Genomic DNA, 20,910 nt, shown 5'->3' with positions numbered 1-20,910 from the left:
CCGCACTCGAGGCGAGGCTCAGTCGGGGCGGCCGCCGTCCGGGTCGGGCGCGTCGTCCTCCGTCGGCGCCGGGCCGGCGTCGTGCCTCTCGTCCTGCGGCACGCCGGTGGCGGCGGCCATGATGTCCACCCGCGGGCCGCGCAGGATGGCGACCGAGACGTTGGTGAAGCCCGTGTTGGCGAGCAGCTCCGAGGCTTCCTCATCCGTCAGGTCGTACGCGTGCGCGAGCATGCGCACGTTCTCCGTGTAGAAGGCGTGCAGGCGGTCGACGCCGCGCAGGAAGTCCAGAGTGTTCCCCATGCCGGGGAGCCTACCGAACGGGCGTGGTGGGCGGGTGGCCGGCGGGTGAACGGCCGGTGGACCGGCCCGCCGGCCGCGGGGGACGACGGGCCGTGCCGCTCAGCCCTCGGCGCGGCGGCTGCGGCGGCGGACCAGCGAGACCTCCATGGTCCGGCCCTCGGTGCGGGTGCGCAGGTACGGCTGGTCCTCCACGAGGGTGGAGAGCTTGGAGTGTCCGAAGTCGCGCGGGTCGAAGTCCACGTGGGTGCGGCTCAGGTGTTGGCCGATCAGGGACAGCGTGGCCCAGCCGTCGTCGGTGCTCGTGGCGTTGACGGCCTTGGTGAGCGCGGCCTGCAGGTCGATGCGCGGGGCGGCGTCGGCCTCGTCGTGCTCGGGCTCGGCCTCGACCGGCACCTCGGGCGGGGTCGGGTCCTCGGTGACGTCCGACGACGACGCACGGCGGCCCCGCCGACCGGCCCCGGACTTCGCCTCCGCGGCCTTCCCGTCCTTGCCGGCGGCGGCGTCCCCGGCGGGCGCCGCGTCCCCGGCGGGCGCCGCGTCGGCGGCGGGGGCCTCGGCGTCCGCGTCCGTGGCCTCGGGGGACTCGGCGGCGTCGGTGGTCTTGGACCCGCGACCGCGGCCTCGACCGCCGCGGCGGGACCCCGAGCGGCCGGAGCCCTCGGACGCCTTGGCGTTCTCCTCCTTGGCGGGGGCGTCCTCGCCGGTCTCGTCGTCGTCGACGTCGTGGTCCGTGGCGGTGCCGAGCAGCTCGAGGTAGATGAACTGGTCCACGGCGTTGCGCAGCGAGGCGGGGGTCTTGCGGGCGCCCAGGCCGATCACGCGCTTGCCGCCCTCGCGCAGGCGGGTGGCCAGGCGCGTGAAGTCGGAGTCGGAGGAGACGAGGGCGAACGCGTCCACGTTGCCCATCCAGAGCAGGTCCATCGCGTCGATGATGAGCGCGGAGTCCGAGGAGTTCTTGCCCACGGTGTAGGCGAACTGCTGGACCGGCTGGATCGCGTGGTGGTTCAGCGCCTTCTTCCAGCCGTTGAGGTTGGTCGTGGTCCAGTCGCCGTACGCACGCTTGATCGTGGGGGTGCCGTAGGTGGCGAGCTCCTCGAGGATCAGGGGGGCGAACTTGGGGGAGACGTTGTCGCTGTCCATCAGGACGGCGATGCGCAGGGATGCGGGGGTGGGTTCGGGCATGTGTCCCACCCTAGTCGGCGGCGGTGCGCCCGTGGCCGGCGGTGACCGGGATCGCCTCCCGCTCGCCCCGGCGCGGGCGGGGCCGCGAGGCGGCGGCCAGCGTGCCGACGACCAGCCCGACGAGCGCCGGGACCACCCAGCCGAAGCCGACCGCGTAGCCGGGCAGCACCCGGCCGGCCAGGCCCGTCAGGGCGGTGACGGGCGGCGTCGTCGCGAGCGCCTCCGGCAGGGCGCCCAGCAGGTCGAAGAAGGCGGCGAGCCCCGTGCAGGCGACCACCCAGCGGGCCACCGCCGGGTGGTCCCGCACCCAGGCCCAGGCGAGACCGAGCAGGATGACGACGACGGCGATCGGGTAGAGGAACATCAGCACCGGGACGGACCAGGCGATGATCGCCTCCAGGCCCAGGTTGGCGAGCGCGAAGGACACGACGAGGAAGAGGCTCGCCCACAGCCGGTAGGACCCGGGGAACATCTCCGCGAACATCTCGGTGCACGCCACGATCAGTCCGATGCAGGTCTTCAGGCACGCGACGACGACGATGGCCGCGATGAGGTACACGCCCGCCGCGCCGAAGAAGTGGCTCGCGCTGCGGGCGAGGACGTCGCCGCCGTTCGCGGCCTGCGCGAACGCGCCGTGGCTCGTGGCGCCGACGTACGCCAGGGAGGCGTAGACCACCGCCATCGCCGCACCGCCGAGCAGCCCCGCCTTGCCCAGCTCCACCGCCATGCGGCGCGGGCCCGTCACGCCCAGGCGCCGGGCGGCGTCGACGATCACGACCGCGAAGGCGAGCGAGGCGAGCGCGTCCATGGTGTTGTAGCCGTCCAGCAGGCCCCGCACGAGCGCCCCGTCGGCGTAGGCGGGGGTCGGCGAGGGCAGGGCGCCCGTGCTCATCGGGGCCACGACGGCGGCCGCCACCAGGGCGCCGAGCAGGACCAGGAACGCCGGGGTCAGGTAGCGCCCCACCCACTCCATGAGCCGGCCCGGACGGAACGCCGCCACCGCGGCGACCGCGAAGAACGCCGCCGTGAAGCCGAGCAGCCGCAGGCCGCCGTCGCCCGCCAGGGGCGCGACACCGATCTCATAGGACACCGTGGCGGTGCGGGGGATGGCGAAGAGGGGGCCGATCGTCAGGTACAGCAGGCACGTGAACGCCACGGCGAAGCGCCGGGAGACGGGCGCCGTCATCTCACGGACCGAGCGCGCCCCCGTCACCGCCGAGGCGACGATGCCCAGGACCGGCAGCCCCACCGCCGTGACGAGGAAGCCGAGCGTGGCCGGCGTGACCGCGGCGCCCGCATCCCGGCCCAGGCCGGCGGGGAAGATCAGGTTGCCGGCGCCGAAGAACAGGCCGAAGACGAGCGAGGCCAGCAGCAGGGTCTGACCGGGGCGCAGGCGCGGGGGCATCACGGGCCTCTCGACGGCGAACGGGGCGCCATGACTGTACCCGGCGCGCGGTCAGCCTCCGCGCCTAGACTGGACGGGTCCCCGAACCAGGAGCGTGTGACCCCGTCATGTCCTTCCCGCTGCACCGTCCCCGGCGTCTGCGCCGGTCCGCCGCGATGCGCCGCCTCGCCGCCGAGACGCGCCTGCACCCCGCCGAGCTGATCCTGCCGGCCTTCATCAAGGAGGGCGCCGCCGAGCCCGTGCCGATCGCCTCGATGCCGGGCGTCGTGCAGCACACCGCGGACTCGCTCAAGGCCGCCGCGGCCGAGGCCGCCGAGCTGGGCCTGGGCGGCATCATGCTGTTCGGCGTGCCGACCACGCGCGACGCCGTCGGCAGCGCCGCCCTGGACCCGGACGGCGTCCTGAACCGGGCCATCCGGGACGTGAAGGCGGAGGTGGGGGACGGGCTCGTCGTGATGTCCGACCTGTGCCTGGACGAGTTCACCGACCACGGCCACTGCGGCGTGCTCACCGCCGAGGGCGCCGTGGACAACGACGCGACGCTGGAGATCTACGCCCGGATGGGCGTCGCGCAGGCCGAGGCCGGTGCGGACGTGCTCGGCCCCTCCGGGATGATGGACGGCCAGGTCCGCGTGATCCGGGAGGCCCTCGAGGGCGCCGGCCACCACGAGACCGCGATCCTCGCCTACGCCGCGAAGTACTCCTCGGCGTTCTACGGGCCGTTCCGCGACGCCGTCGACTCCCAGCTCACGGGCGACCGCAAGACCTACCAGATGGACGCCGCCAACCGGAGCGAGGCCCTGCTCGAGGTCGCCCTCGACCTCGAGGAGGGCGCGGACATGGTGATGGTCAAGCCCGCGATGAGCTACCTGGACATCGTGCGCGACGTGGCGGACATGGCGGACGTGCCCGTCTCCGCGTACCAGATCTCGGGGGAGTACGCGATGATCGAGGCCGCCGCCGCGCACGGCTGGATCGACCGGAAGGCCTCGATCGTCGAGTCCGTGCTCTCCATCCGGCGCGCCGGCGCCGACTCCGTGCTCACCTACTGGGCGGCCGAGCTCGGCCGCTGGATGAAGGAGGGGTCCCTGTGACCGCGTCCCAGCCGACCACCAACGCCGCCGCCTTCGCCGCGGCCCAGGCCGTCATCCCCGGCGGCGTCGACTCACCCGTGCGCGCCTTCGGCTCGGTGGGCGGCACGCCCCGGTTCATGGCCGGCGCACGCGGCCCGTACCTGACCGACGTCGAGGGCAACGAGTACGTGGACCTGGTCTGCTCGTGGGGCCCCATGCTGCTGGGCCACCAGCACCCCGAGGTCGTCGAGGCCGTGCACGCCGCCGTGGACCGCGGCCTCGGCTTCGGCACCTCCACGCTGGAGGAGACCGCGCTGGCCGAGCTGATCGCCTCCAAGGTCCCGGTCGAGCGCGTGCGCTTCGTGTCCACCGGCACCGAGGCCACCATGACGGCCCTGCGCCTGGCCCGCGGCGTGACCGGCCGCAACCTGATCGTGAAGTTCGCCGGCTGCTACCACGGCCACTCGGACGGCCTGCTGGCCGCGGCCGGCTCGGGCGTGGCGACCGCCGCCCTGCCCGGCTCCGCGGGCGTCACCGAGGCCGCCGCCTCCGAGACCCTCGTGGTGGACTACAACGACCGCGCCGCCGTCGAGGCCGTGTTCGCCGAGCACGGTGAGCGCATCGCCGCGCTCATCACGGAGGCCGTGCCCTGCAACATGGGCGTCGTGGAGCCCGCCGAGGGCTTCAACGCGTTCCTGCGCGAGATCACCCGCCGCCACGGCGCGCTGCTGATCTGGGACGAGGTGCTCACCGGCTTCCGCGCCACCGCCACGGGCGGCTGGGGCCTGTCCGGACAGCCCGAGGGCTGGACCCCGGACATCTGGTGCTTCGGCAAGGTGATCGGCGGCGGCATGCCCGCGGCCGCGCTGGGCGGCTCCGCCGAGATCATGGACCACCTGGCCCCGCTCGGTCCGGTGTACCAGGCCGGCACCCTCTCCGGGAATCCGGTGGCCATGGCCGCCGGCCACGCCACGCTCTCCCGCGCCAACGAGGCCGTCTACGCGGCCGTGACGCGCGCCTCGGACGCCGTGCGCGAGGGCCTCGTGGCCGCGCTCGACGCCGAGGGCGTGGACCACTCGATCCAGCGGGCCGGCACCCTGTTCTCCCTGGCGTTCGGCACCTCCGGCACCGGCGTGCGGGACTACCGGGACGCCCAGGGCCAGGAGGTCTTCCGCTACGCCCCGTTCTTCCAGTCGATGCTGGCCTCCGGCGTGTACCTGCCGCCGTCCGTGTTCGAGGCCTGGTTCGTCTCCGCCGCCCACGACGACGCGGCGGTCACCCGGGTGCTCGACGCGCTGCCGGCCGCGGCGAAAGCGGCCGCGGCGGCGACGCCCCAGGGCTGAGACCCGGGTGCGGGTCGGGGCCGGGCGCTCAGCGCTCGGCCTCGACCGGCCAGTGGCGCGAGACGGTGGCCTGCGGGTCCTTGCGTCGCAGGTACTGCTCGAAGCTCTCCGCCTGCTCGGCCTTCCAGCGGACCTGCCGCTCGTGCAGGTCCGTCGGCGCCACGCGCAGCTGCTCGTACCGGGCGGCCAGGGCGTCGGCCACCTGGACGGCGGCGAGGGCGTCCGCCGCGGAGGTGTGCGCGTTCTCCAGGGTCACCCCGTAGTGCTCGGACACCGCGGAGAGCGTGCGCTTGCCCTTGCGGAACCGGTCCACCTGCTTGTCCAGCACGAACGGGTCGATCACGGGGCGGGCCTCGAGCGGCGTCAGCCCGTGGCGGCGCGCCTCCCGGTCCATCACCGTGAAGTCGTACACGCCGTTGAAGGCCACCACGGGGATGCCCGCGGCGAACAGGTCCCGCAGGGTCTCGGTGATCTCCGCGACGCCCTGCGCGGCGGGCATGCCCTCCGCCTGCGCCCGCTCCGTGGTGACGCCGTGGACCTCGGCCGCCTCGGCGGGGATGGGCACGCCCGGGTCCACGAGCCACTCGGCCGACGACGCGGCGCGGCCGTGCTCGTCCACCATCACCAGGGTGGCGGTCACGATCAGCGCGGTGCGCGGATCACGTCCGGTGGTCTCGAGGTCGAAGCCGGCGCGGATGCTCTCATGCCAAGTCACGCGCCTCACGCTACCCGGACCGGCGGACACGACAGGATGGGGTCGTGACCGATCACCCTGTGCTCCCCGGCGCTCGCCACCGCGACGACGGACCGCTCACCCTCGGCGAGGGGCTCGAGGCGCTCGCCCGTCTGGTCCCGCCCGGACGCGCCGTCAGCTACGGGGGGCTGGCCGGCCTGCTGGGGGTCGGCGGTCCGCGGCACGCCGGCCGGGCGCTGGCCGAATCGAGCCCCGGCACGCCGTGGTGGCGCGTGGTCCGGGCCGACGGCTCGCTGCCCCCGGAGCTGGCCGCGCGGGCCGCCGTCGAGCACGAACGGGAGGGCACGCCCCGCACCCCGGCCGGGCGCGTGGACCTGCGCCGGGCCCGCTGGGAGCCCGACGACGGCGCCGCGCGGGCGATCCGTGCGATCGCCGACCGTATCGTGTCCGGGCCCGGTGCGAGGATGAGGCCATGACCAGGGAACACGGGGAGGACCCCGTCGACGACGACGCGGCGGCGCCGGAACGGGCCGCCCGGCTGGTGCGCACGGCCGCCGCGCCCGAGGACCGGATCACGCTCACGGACGAGCAGGAGGCGATCGCCTCGCTCGCCCCCGGGCACGGCGCCGTGCTCGTGCTGGGCGCCCCCGGCACGGGGCGCACCACCGTGGCGGTCGAGTACGCGGCCCGCCGGATCGAGGCGGGGCTGGACCCCGAGTCCCTCCTGCTGCTGGCCCCGAGCCGGGACGCGGCGGCGCGGCTGCGCGACGCCCTGACCCGCCGGCTCGCCGCCGCCGGGCGGGGCACCCGCGCCGTCACTCCCGTGCGGACCTGGTCCTCCTACGCGTTCGACCTGCTGCGCCGTGCCCGCGTCACGGGACCGCTGCGGCATCTGGAGGTCGCCCCCCGGCTGCTCACCGGCGCCGAGCAGGACACGGTCATCGCCGAGCTGCTCGAGGGCTACGCCGCCGGCCTCGCCGCCGCGCCGGACTGGCCGGCCGACGTCGCCCCCGCCGTGGAGGCGAGGGGATTCCGCCGTGAGGTCCGCGAGCTCGTGGACCGCATGAGCGAGCTCGGCCTCGAGCCGGGCCGCCTGCAGGAGCTCGGCACCGCCCACGGGCGCCCCGAGTGGGAGGCCGCGGCCGTGCTGCTGCAGGACTACCGGGACCGGATCGACCTGGGCATGGCCGAGGCGTTCGACGCCGCCGGGCTGCTGTCCGCCGCCGTCCGCGTGCTCACCGAGCGGCATCCCGAGGACCCGGAGCGCGACGCCGCGGCGCAGGCGTTCGTGGCGGCGGAGCGGGACCGCCTGGCCGTGCTCGTGGTCGAGGACCTCCACGAGGCCACCCCCGCCGTGCACGACCTGCTCACCGTGCTCGGACGCGGGCGGGACGTGCTGCTCACCGCGTCGCCGGACACCACCGTGGAGGGCTTCCGCGGCGCCCGGCCCGACCTCCTCGCCCGGTACCCCGGGGTCCTCGACCCCGATCCCGTGCCGGGGGCCGCCCCGCCCGCGTCCCCGGACGGGCGCGTCCGGGTGCTGACGCGCGGGCACCGCATGCGCGCCGAGGTCCAGGACGCCTACCTGCGCGTGGCCCGCCGGGTCCGCCAGCGCACCGCCGGCGTCGAACGGACCCGGACCGAGACCGTCCCGGCGGACGGTGACGGCGCCGTCCGCGCGCACGTCGTGCCCACCCGCGCCCACGAGGACCAGCTCGTCCTCGAACGGGTGCTGCGGGTCCACCACGAGGACGGGGTGCCCCTGGACCGGATCCTCGTGGTCGCCCGCTCCGGCTCCCGTGTGGCCGCGCTCGCCCGCCACCTGGAGGCCGAGGGCGTCCCCGTGCTGCGCGACGCCGCCGGGCTCGTGCTGAAGGAGGAGCCCGCCGTCGCGCCCCTGCTCACGCTGGTGGACGCGGCGGGGGCGCTCGCGGAGGATCCGGAGGCCCGGGTCGAGGACGTGCTCGACCCGGACGAGGTCGTGGGACTGCTCACCGGCCGGTACGGGATGGCCAGCGCGCTGCACGTGCGGCGGCTGCGCCAGGACCTGCTGGCCGCCGAGCGGGGCCGGGGCGGCCGGCGCACCTCGGACGCGCTGCTCGCCGCGGCCCTGCTGGACCCGAGCCTGGCCGGCCCCGAGCACGAGCGGCACCGCGCCCTGCGCCGCGTCCACTGGATGCTCCGGGACGGCCTGGAGGCCGCCCGCGCCCCCTCGGCCTCGCCCGAGACCGTGCTGTGGGCGCTGTGGTCCGCCTCCGGTCGGGCCGAGCGGTGGCGTTCGCTCGCGCTGCGGCCCGCCGAGCACGCGAACGAGCGCCGCGAGTCCCGCCGGGCGGACGCGGACCTCGACGCCGTCGTCGCCCTGTTCAAGGTGGCCGAGCGCTTCGTGGACCAGTTCCCGGGCGCGTCGCCCGAGTCGTTCGCCGTCTACATGGAGTCCCAGGACCTGCCCGTGGACACCCTGGCCCGCCGTGCCGAGTCCGGTGACGCCGTGCACGTGCGCACCCCTGCCGCGGCGGCCGGCCAGGAGTGGGACACGGTGATCGTCGTGGGCCTGCAGGAGGGCGTGTGGCCGAACACCCGGCTGCGCGGCCAGCTGCTCGGCGCCACCGACCTCGTGGACCTCGTGACCCTGCCCGCGGACGCCCCGTGGCCCACGGATCACCGCACCCGGCTGCGCGAGGTGCGTCAGGACGAGCTGCGCATGCTCGCGGCCGCGGTCTCCCGGGCACGGCGTCAGGTGGTCGTCACGGCCGTCCGCTCGCCGGATGAGGGCCCCTCCGACTTCCTCGACCTGGTGGACCCGCCCGAACGGCTGCCCGCCGAGGCGCGCGACGCCGCCGGCGTCCGGCGGCTCACCGCGGTCCCCGACCCGATCACGGCGTCCGCGCTCGTCGGCCGGCTGCGCCGCGTCCTGGAGGCCGGGGACGAGGCGGACGCGGCCGACGGGGCGACATCCCGGGCCGCGGCGGCCGCCGGCCTGGCGGTCCTCGCCGAGGACGGCGTGACCGTCGCGGACCCCCGACGCTGGTGGGGCCTGCTGCCGCTGTCCACCGAGGCCGCGCTCGTCGACCCGGAGCGCGAGGTCGTCGCGCTCTCGCCCTCCCGCGTGGAGACGGCCCTGCGCAATCCGCTGAACTGGGTGCTGTACCACGTCGGCGCGAACGCGGGCGGAACCCTCGCCCAGTCCGTGGGCACGCTCGTGCACTCGGTGGCCGAACACCACCCCGAGGGCGTGCCCGAGGACGTGCGCGCCGAACTGGAACGCCGCCTGCCCGAACTCGGCCTGCCGGAGGGCTGGATCACGGAGATCGAGCACGACCGGGCCCGCGGCCTGGTGGACGCCTACATCGGCTACTGGAGCATCGCCCGGGCGGCCGGGCGTCGGCCCGTGGCCCAGGAGGTGCGGCTCCTCGCGGACCTGACCTGGGGCGGGACCACCGTCCGGATCACCGGCGTCGTGGACCGGCTCGAGGCGGATGCGCAGGGCCGACCCTTCATCGCCGACCTCAAGACCGGCCGCAGCGCCCCCACCGGCGCGGAGATGGCGCGCCAGCCCCAGCTGGCCGCCTATCAGGTGGCCGTCCGCGCCGGCGGTCTGGAGCAGGTCCGGGACGACCCCGCCACGGACCCCGCCCTGCGCGCCGCGCTCGCCGGTCTGGAGCACCCCACGACACCGGCCGGCGCGGCCCTCGTCCAGCTCGGCGCCGGCACCCAGAAGACCAAGGTGCAGGACCAGCCGGCCCTCGAGGACGAGGACACCTGGGCGCTCGAGCAGGTGTTCACGGCGGCCCGCCGCACCACGGGGCCGCGCTTCCTCGCCCTCCACGAGGCCGGCGCCCGCCGGTGCGCGCTGCCCTCCGTCTGTCCGCTCTGCTCCGAAGGAAGGCAGGTCACCGAATGGCCCCGCTGACCGGCGATCCCGCCGCCCAGACCGATCGTCCGCGCGTCGAGGACGCGGTCCACTCGCCGGAGGACATCGCGGCGCGGCTGCGGCTGCCCCCGCCCACGGAGGAGCAGGCCGAGGTGGTCACCGCCCCGCTCACTCCGCGCCTGGTGCTGGCCGGCGCCGGCTCCGGCAAGACCGCCACCATGGCCGACCGCGTGGTCTGGCTCGTGGCCAACGGTCTCGTGCGCCCGGACGAGGTCCTCGGCGTCACGTTCACCCGGAAGGCGTCCGGTGAGCTCGCCGAGCGGATCAACGGGCGCGTGGACGCCCTGCTGCGCTCCGGCCTCGAGATCCCCGGCTTCGACGGGGAGCCCGAGGACCTGGGCCGCGCCTCGGTGTCCACGTACCACTCCTACGCCGGCGCGCTCGTCAGGGACCACGGCCTGCGGATCGGCGTGGAACCGGAGGCGCGGCTGCTCGGAGGCGCGGACGCCCACCGGCTCATGGGCGCCGTCGTGCGTTCGCATCCGGTGGTCGCGGACACCCTCGGCGTGGCCCCGTCCCGGCTCATCACGCAGGCGTTGCGGCTGGCCGGGGACATGGCCGAGCACCTGGTGAGTGCGGACGAGGTGCGCGAGTTCCTCGCCCGGCTGGCCGAGCAGGGGAGCGCCCTGCCGCTGCCCCCGCGCGCCAAGACCCCCTCGAAGGAGATCCAGGAGTTCCTGACCGGCCTGGCGGACCGCGCCCTCATGGCGGACCTCGTGGCCCGCTACGACGAGGTCAAGCGCGAGCAGGACGTGATGGACTTCGGCGACCTGCTGCGCCACGCGGCGCGCATCGCCGTCGAGGTGCCGGCGGCCGGCGAGCAGGAGCGCGCGCGGTTCCCCGTGGTGCTGCTGGACGAATTCCAGGACACCTCCCACGCCCAGATGCGGATCTTCGCCGGGCTGTTCGGCCCGCGCGGCCCCGAGGACGACGCGCCCGGGTTGGGGCACTGCGTCACCGCGGTGGGTGACCCCCACCAGTCGATCTACGGCTTCCGCGGCGCCTCCGCCGGGCAGCTCTTCGCCTTCCCGCACGCCTTCCCCCGACTGGAGACCGGCCCCGGCGGCGCCCCGCGGCGCGTGAACGCGGACGTCTCGCACCTGACGATCGCGTGGCGCAACGAGGAGTCGATCCTGGCGGTCGCCAACGCCGTCGCCGCACCGCTGAACGCCCACGCCGCCGCGACGGGCGGCGCGCCGGTGGAGGTGCGCACCCTGCGGCCCCGGCCGGGCGCGGGGGAGGGCGTCGTCCGGGTGGACCGGTTCGTCACCGCGGAGGAGGAGGCCGCCGACGTCGTCGCCCGCCTCGGCGCCCTCACCGGGTCCGGGCCCGGGGGGACCACCCCGAGCCGCGCCGTCCTGTGCCGCACCCGCGCCCAGTTCGGCCCCGTGCTGGACGCGCTCGACGCCGCCGGCCTGCCCTACGAGGTGCTCGGGCTCTCCGGGCTGCTGGCGCTGCCGGAGGTCGCCGAGGTGCTCGCCGTCCTCCACGTGCTGGCCGACCCCACGCGCAGCGACCAGCTCGTCCGCCTGCTCACCGGCCCGCGCTGGCGCATCGGCGTGGCCGACCTCGAGGTGCTGCAGGAGCGCGCCCGGTTCGTCTCGCGGCTGCGGGCCCGGCGGGCCGGCGGTGGGCGGGAGGACCCCGCCGGGGACGCCCCGGACCCGGCCCGGGACGTGAGCCCCGAGGAGGACGCCGACGCCGCCGCCCTGCTGGAGGCCCTCGACTCCCTGCCCGGGGAGGGGACGGACTGGGTCGGCTCGCGCGGCCGCGGCTTCTCACCCGAGGGCCTGGCCCGGCTGAGGGCCGTCAACGCCGAGCTGCGCCGGCTCTCCACGCGCACCGGGGAGGACCCGGCCGACCTCATCGCGGAGGTGATCCGTGAGACGGGGTTGGACGTCGAGGTGGCCCTGCGGCCCGGCGTCTCCGCGGCCGCGGCCCGGCGGCACCTGAACGCGTTCCAGGACGCGGCCCGCGACTTCGGCGCCGGCACCACGGCGACGGACCTGACGGCGTTCCTGGCCTGGACGGAGTCCGTCCTCGAGCACGAGGACGGCCTCGGCGTCGAGAACGCCGAACCCACCCCCGGCCTGGTCCAGGTGCTCACCGCGCACGCCTCGAAGGGGCTCGAGTGGGACGTCGTCGCGGTCCCCGGCCTGCAGGAGGGCACGTTCCCGTCCACGCGGGCGGACCGCTGGACCAGCCCCCGGGCCGGCGCGCTGCCGTGGCCCCTGCGCGGGGACCGCGCGTCGCTGCCGCAGTGGGACGGCTCGTGGGCGCAGGACCAGCGGGACTGGGTCCAGTCGGCCGGCACCGGATACAGCTCGAAGGCGGCCCAGGAGGGCAACCCGGACCCCTATGCCGTGGCCGTGGCCGCCCACGCCGAGCGCGAGGAGCGGCGCCTGGCCTACGTCGCGTACACGCGCGCGCGATCCGCCCTGTGGCTGAGCACCTCCCTGTTCAAGGGAGTCAACAAGGAGCCCCTGCCGGCCTCGGCCTTCCTCGAGGAGGTGGCCGGTCTGGCGGGGGAGGTGCCCGGCGTCGCGCTCGGCCCCGCCCCGGCCGAGGACGACCTGCCCGAGGCCAACCCCGCCGCGGCCCGGACGCTGGTCGCCCGCTGGCCCTTCGACCCGCTCGACGGCCCGGAGGCCTTCGTCGCCGACCCGGAGGACCCCGAGGACGAGGAACGCTGGCAGCCGCTGCCGCGCCGCTCCCGGGCCCGCCGGCACGGGGTGGAGGCGGCCGCCGCGGCCGTGCACGCCGCGGACCCGGCGGCGCTCGGGGACGACCCGGAGCTGGCCCGCCAGGTGGACTGGGTGCTGCTGCGCCGCCGGGACGTCGCCGGGACGGGCGGGGAGACCGCCCTGCCCGAGCACGTCTCCGTGTCCCTCTACGGCGAGCTCGCCGCCGACCCGCAGGCCGTGGCCGAGCAGCTGCGCCGGCCCCTGCCCCGGCCGCCCGCGCACGCGGCGCGACGCGGCACGGCGTTCCACGCGTGGCTCGAGGAGCGCTTCGGGGCCACCGGCATGCTGGACATCGACTCGGCCGAGGACGCCGCGGACCTGTGGGTCGACGAGGCCCTCGACCTCGGCCCGATGCAGGAGTGGTTCCGCTCCTCGCGCTGGGCGGAGCGCACCCCGGCCTTCGTCGAGGCCCCGGTCGAGACGACGGTCGGCGGGATCACACTGCGGGGCCGGGTCGATGCGATCTACCGCTCCGGCGGCGACCCCCGCCTGCCCTTCGACCCCGAGGCCGACTGGGAGCTCGTCGACTGGAAGACCGGCGCCGTGCCGCGGGGCCGCGACCTCGAGCTCAAGTCGCTGCAGCTGGCCGTCTACCGGCTCGCCTGGTCACGGCTGCACGGGATCCCGCTGGAACGGATCGGGGCCAGCTTCGTGTACGTGGCCCACGGGCAGGAGCGCTCCTTCCCGGACCTGCCGGGGGAGGAGGAGCTCGAGCGTCACATCACGGACGCCCTGGCCCGCCGTTGATCGGCCGCACCACCTCGACGGCGGGCAGCGACCCCGTCTCCGGGTCCGCGCTCCTCACGGCCGCGGCCTCCCGGGCGTCCTCCGCCGCATCCCGGGCGTCCTCGGCGGCGTCGGCGGCCGCGTCGGCCTCCGCCTGGCGCGCGGCCGCCTCCTGCGCGGAGCGCACGTCGCCCTCGAGCTCGGCCAGCATGGCCTCCGCCTCGGCGACCATCCCCTCGTCGTGCCGGTCCAGGCCCCGCGTGAGCCACTGGGCGAGGGCGAACTCGGCGAGCAGCGCCGCACGGCGCATCAGGTGGGCGTCGCCGTCGTCGGCGGCCCCCGCGTCGGCCCGCCGGGCCGCGTAGGCGTCGAGGACGCGGTCGGCCAGGTCCGGGTCCGTGGCGGCGGCCAGCCAGGCGACGTCGCCGGCGGGGTCGCCCACGTGCAGGTCCGTCCAGCCCGTCACGCCCACCACGCGGCCGCGCTCGAGGAGCAGGTTGTCCTCGTGCAGGTCACCGTGCACGGGCACCGGGGTGAACCGCCACAGGGCCTCCTCCTCCATGGCCTCCTCCCAGCGGCGCAGCAGCAGGGGCGGCACGCGGCCGGAGGTGGCCGCCTGGTCGAGGGCGTGGAGGTGACGCTGCCGGATCTGCTCCGCCGTGTAGGAGGGCAGGTCCGCGTGGTCCACGACGTCCGAGGGCAGCGTGTGGATCGCGGCCAGCACACGGCCCACGTCCTGCACCGCGGGCTCGCCGAGCCGGGCCAGCTCGTCCAGGGTGACGGGACGCCCGGGCATGTCCTGGTAGACGAAGGTGCGCAGCCCCTCGAGCCGCACTGCGCCCGCCACGGAGGGCGTGCGGAACGGCAGGCCGGCGCGCACCGCCGGGGTCAGGCCCGCCAGCACCTGCAGCTCCGTCTCGAGACGGATGCCCGCCTCCGGGGTGCGGGGCGAGCGGACCCGCCACCGCTGGCCCTCACCGTCCACGACGACGGCGGTCGAGAAGTCCGCGGGGTCGTCCGGGCTCGCCTCCACGGAGACGGGGGCGAGGCCGGGGACGGCCGCGGCGGCCAGGGCTGCGAGACGAAGGGGCTGACGATCCACCCCTCCAGCCTAGGCGCGGAACGCCCTCCCCCGTCGTCGGGCGCACCGGAGACGGGTCGCTAGCCTGGACGCATGGCCTCCTGCCCCCCGTCGTCGTCCGACCCCACCGCCGCACCGCCCCTGGCCCTGCCGCTGGCCCGCGAGGAGCTGGACCGCGGTGCCGTGGCCCGCCTCGACCCGGGCCACCTGGCGGCGTCCTGGGCGCGCGAGGGGACGGAGGTCCTGTGGCTGCAGGGCGGCCGCGCACCGGTCGCGGACGGCCGGCTCGTCTTCACCGCGCCCTCCGGCCCCGTGCCGGCCGAGGCCGCGTATCTGGGCCGCGGCACCGCGGCGGACCGGGGCCCGCACGGGCGGGAGCGCGAGGTGGTCTCCGTCGCCGTCGAGCCGCCGGCGGCCCTGCCGGAGGACGCGGCCACCGCGCTCGCGGACGCCGTGTGGGTCGGCCTCCGCGATGCGGCCGCCGCCCTCAGCGACGCGGACACCGGGCTGTTCGTGGCCGCTGTCGCGAACGCCAACTGGCACGCCACCCACCGCTTCTGCGCGTTCTGCGGCGGCGCCACGGACGTCGAGGCGGCCGGCTGGGTGCGTCGCTGCCGCAACTGCTCCCGGGAGCAGTTCCCGCGCACGGACCCGGCGGTGATCGTGGCCGTCATCGACCCGGCCGGGCGGATCCTGCTGGGCCGCAACGCGGCGTGGCCCGAGGGGCTGTACTCCTGCCTGGCCGGGTTCGTGGAGCCGGGGGAGTCCCTCGAGCACGCGGTGGTCCGGGAGATCGCGGAGGAGTCCGGGATCACGGTGACGCAGCCGCGCTACCGCGGCTCCCAGCCGTGGCCGTTCCCGCGCTCGCTCATGCTCGGTTTCACCGCGCTGGCCCCGGCCGGTGCCGAGCCGGTCCCGGACGGCGAGGAGATCCTCTCCGTGCGCTGGTTCGAGCGGGAGGAGCTCGCGCATCTGGCCCGCGAGGGCGACGTCACCCTGCCCGGGGCCGTGTCCATCGCGCGGGCACTCATCGAGGATTGGTACGGTGGGACGCTGCCCGATGCGCAGACCCTGATCACCTAGGAGGACTCGTCCCGCATGAGCACTCCCGACGAGATCCTCCGCGGCCTCGACCCGGAGCAGCGCCGGGCCGCCACGGCCCTGCACGGGCCCGTCTGCATCCTGGCCGGCGCCGGCACCGGCAAGACCCGCGCCATCACGCACCGCATCGCCTACGGCGTGGCCTCCGGCGTCTTCGACCCGCACCGCACCCTCGCCCTGACCTTCACGGCGCGCGCCGCCGCGGAGATGCGCACCCGCCTGCGCGACCTCGGCGTGGCCGGCGTCCAGGCCCGCACGTTCCACTCGGCGGCCCTGCGCCAGCTGCAGTACTTCTGGCCCCAGGCCGTGGGCGGGCCCATGCCCTCGCTGATCGAGAACAAGGTGCGCCTGCTCACGGAGGTCGCCCAGCGCATGCGCATGACCGTGGACCGGGCCGGCCTGCGCGACCTCGCCGGCGAGATCGAATGGGCCAAGGTCTCCCTGCACGCCCCCGAGGGCTACGCGGAGGCCGCCAAGGAGCGGGAGATGCCCGCCGGCTGGACCGCCACCACCGTCGCCCGTCTCTACACGGGCTACGAGGAGGCCAAGACGGCCCGGAACATGATCGACTTCGAGGACGTGCTGCTGATCCTCGTGGGGATCCTGTCCACCGAGCCGCAGATCGCGGCCACGATCCGGGACCAGTACCGGGTGTTCGTGGTGGACGAGTACCAGGACGTCTCGCCGCTGCAGCACCGCCTGCTCGACCTCTGGCTCGGCGACCGCGGCGACCTGTGCGTCGTCGGCGACGCCTCTCAGACGATCTACTCGTTCACGGGCGCGACCTCCCGCTTCCTCACCGACTTCCGTGAGCGGTATCCCGCGGCCACGGTGGTCCGTCTCGTGCGTGACTACCGGTCCAGCCCGCAGATCGTGGAGGCGGCCAACCGCCTGCTGGCGGACCGCACCAAGGCGGGGGAGCGGGACCGCACGATGCCGCGCTGGCCCGACCCCCTCGAGCTCGTCTCCCAGCGGCCGGCCGGCCCCGACCTCGTGTTCGCGGAGTGCACCGACGACGAGGCCGAGGCCGGCTGGGTCGCAGACCGGATCGCGGCGCTGATCGACGACGGCGTGCCGGCCTCCGAGATCGCCGTCCTGTTCCGCACCAACGGCCAGTCCCAGGCCTTCGAGACGGCGCTGTCCTCGGCGGGCATCGGCTACCAGCTGCGCGGCGGCGAGCGGTTCTTCTCCCGGCGCGAGGTGCGCGACGGCATCCTGCAGCTGCGGGCCGCCGCCCGCGCCGCCCAGGACCTGACGGGCGACGACGTCACGGACCGGGTGCGGGACGTGCTCTCCTCGCTCGGCTACTCCGCCGAACCGCCGGCGGCCTCCGGCGCGGCCCGTGAACGGTGGGAGTCCCTGCACGCCCTCGTCAACCTCGCCGACCAGCTCGCCACGACGCGCGGGGCCGAGTTCACGCTGACCGAGCTCGTGGCCGAGCTCGACGAGCGCGCCCAGCACCAGCACGCGCCGACGGTGCAGGGCATCACCCTGGCCTCGCTGCACTCCGCCAAGGGCCTCGAGTGGGACGCGGTGTTCCTCGTGGGCCTGTCCGAGGGGCTCATGCCGATCTCCTTCGCGGAGACCCAGGCCGAGGTGGACGAGGAACGGCGCCTGCTCTACGTGGGGATCACGCGTGCCCGCCAGCACCTGTCGCTGACGTGGACGCTCTCGCGGGGCACGGGCGGGCGCTCCACCCGGCGGCCCTCCCGGTTCCTGTGGGCCATCGACCCGACCCTCGGCGGCACCCGCGAGCACGCCCCGGCCCGCGGATCCGCGGCCGGCCCGACGGCGCCGCGGCGCCGGGGTGCGAAGGTCGCCGTGTGTCGCACGTGTGGCAAGCCCCTCGAGACGGGAGCGGAGCGCAAGGTCGGCCGCTGCCTGGACTGCCCCGCCACGTACGACGAGGCGGTGCTCGAGGAGCTGCGCGACTGGCGCACCCGCACGGCCGCCGAGATGCGGATGCCCGCGTTCGTGGTGTTCACGGACGCCACCCTCGTGGCCATCGCCGAGGCCATGCCGAGGACCCCGGCAGAGCTCCTGAAGGTGCCCGGCCTCGGCAAGGCCAAGCTGGAGAAGCACGGACCGGAGCTGCTCGAGCTGCTGCACGGCACCCCGGCGGCCTGAGCCGCGGGCCCGCACCCCGTTCCGCCGGCGGCGCCGACCCTGTCAGAACGCCCAGCCGAGCGCGTCCGGGTCGCAGGCGCAGCCGGGCCGGGGGCGGACCTTCACCCGGCGCGTGCGTCCCGTCACCCGATCGGCCCGCAGCACGCCGGGGGCCGGTCCGGTCCGCAGCGCGTCAACGGTCAGCACGGCGGCCCGCAGCGCCGCGAGCCCGTCCACCTGTCCCCGGTGCGCCGACGGGCCGGGCGCCGTCGGGGCACCGGGGACGCCCGCCGGGTCCACGGGCCATCGGCACAGCGGGCACCCGCGCACCCCGGGGGCGCACCACGGCCCGACCGTGACCGCCTTCGGCCCCACCGTGACCGGCAGCAGCGGGTGGTCGGCGGCCAGGGCCTGCGCGGCCAGGTCCGCGTCGAGCACGGACCCCACCGCCACCGTCGCCTGCCCCACGAGCACCGGCACCGGGCCGTGGTGCGCGAAGACGCGCAGCCCGGGGGCCACATCGCCCAGCCGGCGCTCGAGCGCACCCGCCCGGGGCCGACCGAGGTCCCCGGGCAGCAGGCCGGTCCCCAGGTCCGCGGCGTCGACGGGCCGCGGATCCCACAGGGCCAGGCGCAGCGCCCCGGCCCCCGCCAGCGCGTGGGCGATCGCCGCGCCCACCGCGTCGAGGCCCGCCACGTGGACGTCCGTCGGCGGGGCCCACGCCCCCGGCTCCAGCGCTGACGCGGCGGCATCATGAGGGACGGTGGTGACGGTCTCGGCGACGGTGCGCACGGCTCTCCTCTCGGCTCGGTGCCTCCCACCCTGCCAGGGCGCTCCCGGACCGCGCCGGATTGTCCACAGCCTGCGGCCCATGCCGGACAATGGCCGGATGCGCCCTGTCCCGCCCGCCCCCGGCCGCCCTCCGCGTGCCGTCCCGGCCGCCCACCGCGGTCCCGCCCGCGAGAGCATCCATCTGGACTGGGAGGGCACGCCCGTGCGGCTCGTGCGCTCCACGGCCCGCACCCGCACCGTCTCGGCGGCGTGGCGCGACGGCCGCCTGCAGGTCAACGTCCCGGCCCGGCTCTCGGCCGCGCAGGAGCGCGAGTGGATCGGCCGGATGGTCGCGAAGGTGGGCGCACGCGGCGGGACGGGGCAGCCGGCGGCCGACCCGGACGGCGGCCCCGCCGACGCCCGCTCCGACGACGCGCTCCTGGCCTGGGCGGGACGGCTCTCGGCGGCGCACCTGGGTGGGCGGGCCCGTCCGGTCTCGGTCACGTGGTCGGCCCGGCAGCGCCGCCGCTGGGGCTCGTGCACGCCGGCCCGCGGCACCATCCGGCTCTCGACGCAGCTGCGCGGCATGCCGGACTGGGTGGTGGCGGCGGTGCTCGTCCACGAGCTGGCCCACCTGCTGGAGTCCGGACACGGCCCGGCCTTCCGACGCCTCGTGGACCGGTACCCGCGCTACGCCGAGGCGATGGCCTTCCTCGAGGGGGTCACCTTCGCGGAGGGCCGCGGTCGCACGGCGCCAGACCGGTGGGCGGAGGACGAGGACGCGGGCTGACACGACGGCGGGCGGCCCGCACCCGAGGTGCCGGACCGCCCGCCGCCGTCGTGCCGGGAGGGGCTCAGCCCTCGCGCGGCGCGTCGCCGAAGCCGCCCTCGAGGAGCTTGCGCAGCTCGTCGTCGAGGGACTCGGCGCTGGCGTCCGCGGCGGAGCGGCGCCCGGCGTACCCGGCGGGGTCCTCGAGGTCCTCCGCCGTGGGCTGACGCTCGGGATGGCGCCAGATCTCCTCGCGGTACTCCGTGCCGTGCTCGGCCGTGACGTGCTCCCAGAACGCGGCGGCCTCGCGCAGGCGGCGCGGGCGCAGCTCGAGGCCCACGAGGGCGGCGAAGGCCTGTTCGGCCGGGCCACCCGAGGCGCGGCGGCGGTTCATGGTCTCGCGCAGGGCGGCCGCCGACTCGAGGGGGCGCGCGGCCTCGGCGACCACCACGTCCACCCAGCCCTCCACGAGGGCGACGAGCAGCTCCAGCTGGTCCAGCGCGGCCTGCTGGGTGGCGTCCGGGGCGGCGATGAAGGACGCCCCGTCGAACACGGCCTGCAGGGAGCCGGGGTCCATCGGGTCCACCGACTGCGCGGCCCGCTCGATGCCCTCGGTGTCCAGGCGGATGCCCGCGGCGTACTGCTCGACGGCGGCGTACAGGTCCCGCTCGAGCCACGGCGAGTGCAGGAACAGGCGCATGCGTGCGGCCTCGCGCAGGGCCAGGTAGATGCGGATCTGGTCGTCCGGCACCGAGAGCCCGTCGCCGAACTCCTCGATGTTCACGGGGACGAGGGCGAGACGGTGGCCGGCGACGGGCAGGCCGATGTCCGTGCCCGAGAGCACCTCCTTGCCCAGGGCGCCCACGGCGCCGCCGAGCTGCAGGCCGAACATCGTGCCGCCCATGTTCTTCAGCATGGGCTGCAGCCCGCCGAGCAGGGAGGCGTCCATGCCCTCGGGGAGCTGGCCCGGCAGCTGCTGCTCGATGGCCGCGGACATCGCGCGGGACATCGAGACGGCCACGGGCTCGGTGAGCCGGCGCCACTGGTCCATGGTCGCCTCGACCCACTCGGCACGGGACCAGGCCACGCCGACGCTGCCGACGGGCTCGGTCTGCGTGACGCCGTCGAGCCACAGCTCGGCCAGCCGCAGCGCCTCGTCCACCTCGCGTCGCGCGAACGAGCCGACGGCCGGGTCCTCGCCGGCCACGGCCTGGCGGGCGGCCTGCTTCGCCAGAGCCCAGTTCACGGGGCCGTCCGAGCCGGAGCCGGAGCTCACCATCGCCTGGAACTGGGCCATGGCCTGCTGCATCATGGCCGGATTCAGCTGGGACGGGTCGAAGGGCACCCCGCCGGGGCCGCCCAGGCCCTCCATGGCGCGTCGGACTTCGTCCGGGTCGGGGCCCTGGCCGCCGAAGAGCTGCCGCAGCATCTCCTCCAGGGGGTCGCGGCCGTCGTCGGATCCGGGCGTGCGCGCGTCGTTGCTCATGTCTCCAGCGTATCCGCGTCGGCGCGGCGCGCCCGCCCTCCCGACGTCGCGGCGGCGCGGTTCGCCCATGGCGCACGGCGTCGCGCGGGGCAGGCGGGGGTCGCGGCCCCGCGTAGACTGGTGTGACCGTCGCCGCGCGGCCCGTGCCCGGCGGCGAGGACGGCCCGATCAGGACCCCCAGGAAAGACGGTGTCG

The 20,910-nt window shown here is 76.2% G+C and carries 15 protein-coding genes; 8 read left to right on the top strand and 7 right to left on the bottom strand.

What is annotated here, in order from left to right; translation table 11 throughout:
- Positions 1-18: 18 nt before the first annotated feature.
- The 3 genes from AC0VX2_RS07815 to brnQ all read right to left on the bottom strand — a co-directional run bounded on the left by AC0VX2_RS07815 (position 19) and on the right by brnQ (position 2,887).
- Positions 19-300 (bottom strand): hypothetical protein, encoded by a 282-nt coding sequence (locus tag AC0VX2_RS07815; RefSeq protein WP_036314326.1) that lies wholly within the window; start codon positions 298-300, stop codon positions 19-21.
- A gap of 99 nt (positions 301-399) precedes the next feature.
- Positions 400-1,482 (bottom strand): NYN domain-containing protein, encoded by a 1,083-nt coding sequence (locus tag AC0VX2_RS07810; protein WP_036339251.1) that lies wholly within the window; start codon positions 1,480-1,482, stop codon positions 400-402.
- A gap of 10 nt (positions 1,483-1,492) precedes the next feature.
- On the bottom strand, positions 1,493-2,887 hold the full coding sequence (gene brnQ, locus AC0VX2_RS07805) for a branched-chain amino acid transport system II carrier protein (RefSeq protein WP_036339253.1): 1,395 nt from the start codon (positions 2,885-2,887) through the stop codon (positions 1,493-1,495).
- Positions 2,888-2,994: 107 nt separating this feature from the next.
- Between brnQ and hemB the strand changes: the two genes are divergently transcribed.
- Both hemB and hemL read left to right on the top strand, forming a co-directional pair.
- On the top strand, positions 2,995-3,981 hold the full coding sequence (gene hemB / locus AC0VX2_RS07800; RefSeq protein ID WP_036314332.1) for a porphobilinogen synthase: 987 nt from the start codon (positions 2,995-2,997) through the stop codon (positions 3,979-3,981).
- Positions 3,978-5,303 (top strand): glutamate-1-semialdehyde 2,1-aminomutase, encoded by a 1,326-nt coding sequence (hemL, locus tag AC0VX2_RS07795; protein WP_475432507.1) that lies wholly within the window; start codon positions 3,978-3,980, stop codon positions 5,301-5,303. The genes hemB and hemL overlap by 4 nt, the downstream gene beginning before the upstream one ends.
- A 28-nt stretch (positions 5,304-5,331) precedes the next feature.
- On the opposite strand, the gene AC0VX2_RS07790 is transcribed toward hemL, so the two are convergent.
- Positions 5,332-6,018, bottom strand: a complete 687-nt coding sequence (locus tag AC0VX2_RS07790; protein WP_036381094.1) for a 3'-5' exonuclease — start codon at positions 6,016-6,018, stop codon at positions 5,332-5,334.
- Positions 6,019-6,062: 44 nt separating this feature from the next.
- Between AC0VX2_RS07790 and AC0VX2_RS07785 the strand changes: the two genes are divergently transcribed.
- From AC0VX2_RS07785 to AC0VX2_RS07775, 3 genes are read left to right on the top strand one after another with little or no spacing between them, the layout of a single operon-like run.
- Entirely contained in the window at positions 6,063-6,473 is a 411-nt protein-coding gene (locus tag AC0VX2_RS07785; protein WP_357012411.1) for an MGMT family protein, read from the top strand.
- Positions 6,470-9,910, top strand: a complete 3,441-nt coding sequence (locus tag AC0VX2_RS07780) for an ATP-dependent helicase (protein ID WP_377662946.1) — start codon at positions 6,470-6,472, stop codon at positions 9,908-9,910. Before AC0VX2_RS07785 ends, AC0VX2_RS07780 begins: the two co-directional genes overlap by 4 nt.
- Complete coding sequence (locus tag AC0VX2_RS07775; protein WP_475432505.1) at positions 9,898-13,422, top strand: ATP-dependent helicase; 3,525 nt, start codon at positions 9,898-9,900, stop codon at positions 13,420-13,422. The genes AC0VX2_RS07780 and AC0VX2_RS07775 overlap by 13 nt, the downstream gene beginning before the upstream one ends.
- Here the strand turns inward: AC0VX2_RS07775 and AC0VX2_RS07770 are convergent.
- Entirely contained in the window at positions 13,397-14,503 is a 1,107-nt protein-coding gene (locus AC0VX2_RS07770; RefSeq protein WP_136940059.1) for a phosphotransferase, read from the bottom strand. The two genes, AC0VX2_RS07775 and AC0VX2_RS07770, sit on opposite strands and share 26 nt — an antisense overlap.
- Positions 14,504-14,575: 72 nt before the next feature.
- Between AC0VX2_RS07770 and nudC the strand changes: the two genes are divergently transcribed.
- Both nudC and AC0VX2_RS07760 read left to right on the top strand, forming a co-directional pair.
- On the top strand, positions 14,576-15,565 hold the full coding sequence (gene nudC, locus AC0VX2_RS07765) for an NAD(+) diphosphatase (RefSeq protein ID WP_136940060.1): 990 nt from the start codon (positions 14,576-14,578) through the stop codon (positions 15,563-15,565).
- Positions 15,566-15,580: 15 nt separating this feature from the next.
- A complete protein-coding gene (locus AC0VX2_RS07760; RefSeq protein WP_136940061.1) occupies positions 15,581-17,710 on the top strand; it encodes an ATP-dependent DNA helicase UvrD2 in 2,130 nt (709 codons plus the stop codon).
- 42 nt (positions 17,711-17,752) lie between these two features.
- Here the strand turns inward: AC0VX2_RS07760 and AC0VX2_RS07755 are convergent, their stop codons facing one another.
- A complete protein-coding gene (locus AC0VX2_RS07755; RefSeq protein ID WP_136940062.1) occupies positions 17,753-18,481 on the bottom strand; it encodes a ThiF family adenylyltransferase in 729 nt (242 codons plus the stop codon).
- Positions 18,482-18,578: 97 nt separating this feature from the next.
- Between AC0VX2_RS07755 and AC0VX2_RS07750 the strand changes: the two genes are divergently transcribed.
- Positions 18,579-19,250: a M48 metallopeptidase family protein gene (locus tag AC0VX2_RS07750; RefSeq protein ID WP_036314354.1), complete on the top strand. Its 672-nt coding sequence runs from the start codon at positions 18,579-18,581 to the stop codon at positions 19,248-19,250.
- 64 nt (positions 19,251-19,314) lie between these two features.
- On the opposite strand, the gene AC0VX2_RS07745 is transcribed toward AC0VX2_RS07750, so the two are convergent.
- Positions 19,315-20,715, bottom strand: a complete 1,401-nt coding sequence (locus AC0VX2_RS07745; protein WP_069941440.1) for a zinc-dependent metalloprotease — start codon at positions 20,713-20,715, stop codon at positions 19,315-19,317.
- Positions 20,716-20,910 lie beyond the last annotated feature (195 nt).

The sequence above is a fragment of the Micrococcus sp. iso_239 genome (assembly GCF_056173395.1).
Note: the sequence above shows the minus strand (reverse complement) of the source record. Positions and strands in the feature narration are given on the sequence as shown.